Origin of the sequence: Pseudomonas syringae (genome assembly GCF_021606685.1) — a bacterium.
GTDB lineage: Bacteria > Pseudomonadota > Gammaproteobacteria > Pseudomonadales > Pseudomonadaceae > Aquipseudomonas > Aquipseudomonas syringae_R.
This window is the reverse complement of record NZ_WKCB01000139.1, coordinates 1-5,075: the sequence shown is the minus strand read 5'-3', so window position 1 is coordinate 5,075 and position 5,075 is coordinate 1. Positions and strand designations below refer to the sequence as shown.

The 5,075-nt window shown below is 60.5% G+C and carries 5 protein-coding genes; 3 read left to right on the top strand and 2 right to left on the bottom strand.

All coding sequences use genetic code 11. From position 1 onward, the window contains the following. Positions 1 to 50: 50 nt before the first annotated feature. On the top strand, positions 51 to 668 hold the full coding sequence (locus GIW02_RS26815) for a TPM domain-containing protein (protein ID WP_236419752.1): 618 nt from the start codon (positions 51 to 53) through the stop codon (positions 666 to 668). Between the two features lie 221 nt (positions 669 to 889). Next, entirely contained in the window at positions 890 to 2,092 is a 1,203-nt protein-coding gene (locus tag GIW02_RS26810) for a class I SAM-dependent methyltransferase (protein WP_236419754.1), read from the top strand. A gap of 61 nt (positions 2,093 to 2,153) precedes the next feature. On the opposite strand, the gene GIW02_RS26805 is transcribed toward GIW02_RS26810, so the two are convergent. Next, positions 2,154 to 3,053 carry a DMT family transporter gene (locus GIW02_RS26805; RefSeq protein WP_236419756.1) on the bottom strand — a complete coding sequence of 300 codons (900 nt, stop codon included), beginning with the start codon at positions 3,051 to 3,053 and terminating at the stop codon, positions 2,154 to 2,156. Between the two features lie 345 nt (positions 3,054 to 3,398). Between GIW02_RS26805 and GIW02_RS26800 the strand changes: the two genes are divergently transcribed. Beyond that, on the top strand, positions 3,399 to 3,731 hold the full coding sequence (locus GIW02_RS26800; RefSeq protein ID WP_236419758.1) for a YegP family protein: 333 nt from the start codon (positions 3,399 to 3,401) through the stop codon (positions 3,729 to 3,731). A gap of 181 nt (positions 3,732 to 3,912) precedes the next feature. Here the strand turns inward: GIW02_RS26800 and GIW02_RS26795 are convergent, their stop codons facing one another. Continuing rightward, entirely contained in the window at positions 3,913 to 4,929 is a 1,017-nt protein-coding gene (locus tag GIW02_RS26795; protein WP_236418669.1) for a DUF4917 family protein, read from the bottom strand. Positions 4,930 to 5,075: the final 146 nt, after the last annotated feature.

The window sequence follows — 5,075 nt, the reverse complement described above, 5'->3', positions numbered from 1 at the left end:
GGCTTCGGGCGGCTGGTAATGACAATAACGAAAACAGAGCATCTACAACCATGGCACTACTGAGTGAACACGAGCAACGCCAGGTCGCCGAGGCCATTGCCCGCGTCGAGCAACAGACCGACGCCGAACTGGTGACGGTGCTGGCCGCCCGCGCCGACGATTACGCCTACATCCCACTGCTGTGGGCCAGCCTGATCGCGTTGGTGGTGCCCGGAGTGGTGCATTACTTGTCGGGCTACCTGACCATGTACACCTTGCTGCTGGCGCAATGGGCGACGTTTATCGTGTTGTGCCTGGTGTTTCGCCTGCCCAAGGTGACCACGCGGTTGATCCCGCGCTCGGTGCGCCACTGGCGCGCGTCGAACCTGGCGCGGCGCCAGTTCCTGGAGCAGAACCTGCATCACACGCTGGGCAGCACCGGGGTGCTGATTTTTGTCAGCGAGGCGGAGCGCTATGTGGAAATCCTGGTGGACGAAGGCATTTCCAAACACCTGGACGACAGCAGCTGGGATGGCATCGTCACCGCCTTCACCCAGCAGGTAAAACAGGGCCAGACCCTGGCCGGGTTCATTGCCTGCATTGACGCCTGTGGCGAGTTGCTCAAGGTGCATGTGCCGGTCACCCAAACCCGTAATGAACTGCCAAACCGGTTGGTCGTACTCGAGTAGCCCAGCCAACACTGAGCAAAAATGTGGGAGGGGGCTTGCTCCCGATAGCGGTGGGTCAGCTAGCTCATCTGTGACTGATGCCCCGCCATCGGGAGCAAGCCCCCTCCCACATTTGGTTCTCCAGTGGTCTGTCGAATTGACCACTGATCAAATAACCCCGTGCCCTAAACCCTTATCCCCCCTAAAATGCCCGGCATTTCCAGCCCGAGGCGTTTTTGTTCATGTCTGTCACCGCTCAACCGGATCATCACGCCCAGTTCATCGAACTGCTGAGCGCAAGCCTCGCGCAGAACGCCTTTATCAAGCTGGTGCTGGCCAAGTACGTCGGTGACGAGGCCGACCTGCAACGGCTGATCATCAAGCCGGTGACGGTCAAGGAGCAGGCGTGCCTGTCCTTCGTCTACCGCTACAAGACCCGCGACATTACCAAGAACCTTCCCGTGGCCGACGGGGTGGCGGCGATTGCCGAGCTGCTGCCGGCCTCGTTCAAGAACGCGCATTTGCTGTCACTGACCGACGAAGCCCAGCTGGAATACAGCAAGAAAAACAAAAGCTCGCTGTTCAAGAGCAAGCCGCAGCAGCTGCGTGAAACGCCCTCGGCGGAGCATAACCGCGAGAAGCATCGCTTCCTCGACCTGAGCCGGCCGTTCCTTGCCGACCTGGGTGTGACCGACGCCAAGCAGGCGCTGATCCCGTCGATGTCGCGCAAGTGGAAGCAGATCAACAAGTTCATCGAAGTGTTCAGCCATGCGCTGACCTCGTCGCCCTTGAAGCTCGACCAACCAGTGCGCGTCGCCGATTTCGGTTCAGGCAAGGGCTACCTGACCTTCGCCATCCACGATTACCTGCGCAATACCCTCAAGGCCGAGGGCGAGGTGACCGGTGTAGAGCTGCGCGAAGACATGGTGACCCTGTGCAACACCGCCGCCGCGCGCCTGGAGCATCCCGGGCTGGTGTTCAAATGCGGTGATGTGCGCAGCGTGGCGCCCAGTGCGCTGGACGTGATGATCGCCCTGCATGCCTGCGACATTGCCACCGACTACGCGATCCATACCGGCATCCGCTCCGGCGCGTCGATCATCATGTGCTCGCCGTGCTGCCATAAGCAGATTCGCCTGCAGATCCAGAGCCCGGCGCTGCTCAAACCGATGCTGCAATACGGCCTGCACCTTGGTCAGAAAGCGGAAATGGTCACCGACAGCCTGCGGGCGCTGTACCTGGAAGCCTGCGGTTACGAGACCAAGGTGTTCGAGTTCATCTCGTTGGACCACACCAACAAGAACAAGATGATCCTGGCCGTGAAACGCGCCGAGCCGCTGGACAATGCTCAGTTGCTGGAGAAAATCCAGGAATTGAAGGCGTTCTACCACATCACCGAGCACTGCCTGGAAACCCTGTTGCGTGCGGATGGTTACCTGGCCTGAGAACGCCGCAAATCAAATGTGGGAGGGGGCAAGTCGAACCGTCGCACCGCCCCTCCCACATTTAGACCACACTAACCTTTGGCGCCGGCGCAGGCTGCACCGCCGTCTTGCGCCCCAGCATCACCGTCACGATCACCCCGCAGGCAAACAGCCAGGTGATCGGTTCGATGTGTTCGCCAAAGAACAGCGCCGAAAACGCGATGGTGAAGAAAATCTGCAGCAGTTGGATCTGGCTGACCCGCGCAATGCCGCCCATGGCCAACCCGGCGTACCAGGCGAAGAAGCCCAGAAACTGCGAAAACAGCGACACATAGCCGAACGCCCACCAAGTGCGCATCGAAATCGCGCCTTGATGCTGCGCCGCCAGGTACCACACCGGGCCGATCAACACCGGCGTCGACAGCACCAGCGCCCAGCAGATCACCTGCCAGCCGCCCATTTCCTTGGCCAGTCGGCCACCTTCGGCATACCCCAGGCCACCCACTGCAATCGCGCCGAGCATCAACAGATCGCCAGCCTGAATACTGCCTGCGCCGGTAATCAATGCGTAGCTCAGTACCAGCGCACTGCCCAGCGCGGCACAGGCCCAGAACGCTTTGGACGGCCGCTCATGGGACAGCCACGCCGCATACAGCGCCACGCACAGCGGTTGCAGGCCGTTGACCAGCGCGCCATGGGACGCCGGCAAGGTTTGCATGGCCCAGGCCGACAGCACCGGAAAGCCCAGGATCACCCCGGCGATCACCAGGCACAGCCCGCGCACCTGGCGCCAGGTCGGCCAGCGCTCGCGGCGCCACAGCAACAGCGCCGCCGCTGGAAGCGCCGCGAACAATGCGCGGCCCAGGCCGTTGAGCAAGGGGTGGATTTCCTGCACAACGATGCGGGTGAAGGGCAGGGTCAGGCTGAATATGATGACGCCCAGCAGGCCGAGGGCCATGCCGGTGTTTTCGCGCGAACTCATGGGCGGGATCCGAAATCCAGAGGGTTTCAAAGGACGCCCATCTAGCCACAACCCCCGCCGATTGAGGGCCTACAGCTGGGTGCGGATTTATCCGTACAGTTGACCTTGTGTGAGCGCAGGCACACCGAGGCGCCTGCAGCGCGGGCAAGCCCGGCGCCCACAGGGGCCAAGTGCGGGTTTCTACGCTAGCACGGTGTCTCGCACCTTCTGTTTACGCCGGTGATCACGCAGCAGCTTGCGCGCCATCTGGAAATGCTCTGCTCCGAGACAAGACTGGAAATACGCCTGGCATAGCCTTTAATCCTACGAGCGAGTTTGCAAAGGCCTACTCAAAAGGAGAGCAGCATGTCTGGATGGTACGAGTTGAGTAAAAGCGGCGACGGGCAATTCCGCTTTGTGCTGAAGGCGGCAAACGCCGAAATTATTTTGACCAGCGAGCTTTACGCCACCCGGAGCGCCGCGGAAGGCGGCATTGCTTCCGCTCAGGCCAATAGCCCGAATGACGAGCGCTATGAGAAAAAAGTCGCCAGCAATGGCCAACCGTTCTTCAACCTCAAGGCCGCCAATCACCAGGTGATCGGCAGCAGCGAGCAGTATTCCTCGACAGCGGCACGCGACAATGGCATTGCGAGCGCCAAGACCAACGGCCCCAGCAGCACCATCAAAGACAAGACCTGACGGCCCTGTAGACGCGTGCTGGCCTGCATGGCGGTGGCGGTGATCAGCTGCGCGTCACGCGGAACCCAATGTGGGAGCGGGCTTGCTCGCGAATGCGGTGGATCAGTTACAGTTACGTTGACTGACACACCGCATTCGCGAGCAAGCCCGCTCCCACATTTGATCTGCGTTGTTCAGGCGATTAGCGTTCGACGGGCACCGACAATGCAGGGTTGCCCAACGGATGCGTGCGCGCTGCAAAAAACTTCAGCTCCACACCGCTGCCATCAAACAGCTGCGAATACCGGCGTTTCTGCTGGCGGATAAACCCGTCACTACGCCCCGACACCGAGATCGCCAGTGTCGTCAGTCTGGCCTGGCGAAGCGCATCCACCAGGTGTTTGTCCTGCGGCCCCAGGTCATGGCCAAAGAGGCACAGCGCGCCTTCATGGTTCAACAACTGTTCATAGCAGAACGACAGGTAGTCCGAACTGCGAATGGTCTTGAGCTTTTCTTCCACCTTGCCTTCGCTGACAAACAGCGGCACGTCATCCAGGGTCTTGATCGTGTTGTTGATCGCAAAGCTGCTGAGCAAGGTGCTCTCGGTGGTCGGCAATTTGCGCGCGGTACCGTCAAGGTTGCGCACCAGGTGCAGGCCACCGTGCAGGTAGAGGATGCGCGTGGCATCGGTGCGCGTGTGGCGCAGGTCGAAACTGGCGTCGGCGCTGTTGAACAGGTCGTCGATGCCCGGCGCGTGAAGGATCGCCCAGTAGTTGAGCAGGTCGTAGTTGCTGGTGAACACCGTTGTGTAGTTCTTCAGCGCTTGGTTGATCGTCGCCAGCGTCGACGGCTGCACCAGGCGCCATGGAATGTGCACGGCGTGGATGGTGTTGATCAACGCTTCCTTGATCGCGTAGTAGCGATTGCGCGGCGCTGCCGAACTGACCGCCAGGGCCTTGTTGACCCGGCTGGTGGTCTTCAACGCGCCCAGGGCCTGCTCGAAACTGCGGGTTTGCAGGGCGTCGAACACGCTGAGTTCGGATGGGCTCAGGGGTTTTTCTTCGACGGTGCGCGCGTTTTCGAACAGCGAATCGTAGGCAAAGTCTTCCCAAATTGTGCGGCTGGCGCCATTGCCGATCAGAATCCCACTGAAGGCGGTGCTGCTGCTCAGTGCATTCCAGTCTTCAAGGTGGGCGTCAATATCCTGGAAATCCTTCATTGCGGCGGGTCTACTCGAAATCGGCTGGACGGTGACTTTATCACGGTCGGGCGTTGATCCTGGTCAAGATGTCGTAGGCAGGTGGAGTCGATGCTGTAGGCATAAACGTCATCCGAGGATTCGCCATGAGCAGCACCTTCTTCATT

Bases quoted from the DNA above. Each gene is read 5' to 3' on its own strand.
- GIW02_RS26815 (WP_236419752.1), top strand. From the start codon at position 51: ATGGCACTACTGAGTGAACACGAGCAACGCCAGGTCGCCGAGGCCATT.
- GIW02_RS26810 (WP_236419754.1), top strand. From the start codon at position 890: ATGTCTGTCACCGCTCAACCGGATCATCACGCCCAGTTCATCGAACTG.
- GIW02_RS26805 (WP_236419756.1), bottom strand. From the start codon at position 3,053: ATGAGTTCGCGCGAAAACACCGGCATGGCCCTCGGCCTGCTGGGCGTC.
- GIW02_RS26800 (WP_236419758.1), top strand. From the start codon at position 3,399: ATGTCTGGATGGTACGAGTTGAGTAAAAGCGGCGACGGGCAATTCCGC.
- GIW02_RS26795 (WP_236418669.1), bottom strand. From the start codon at position 4,929: ATGAAGGATTTCCAGGATATTGACGCCCACCTTGAAGACTGGAATGCA.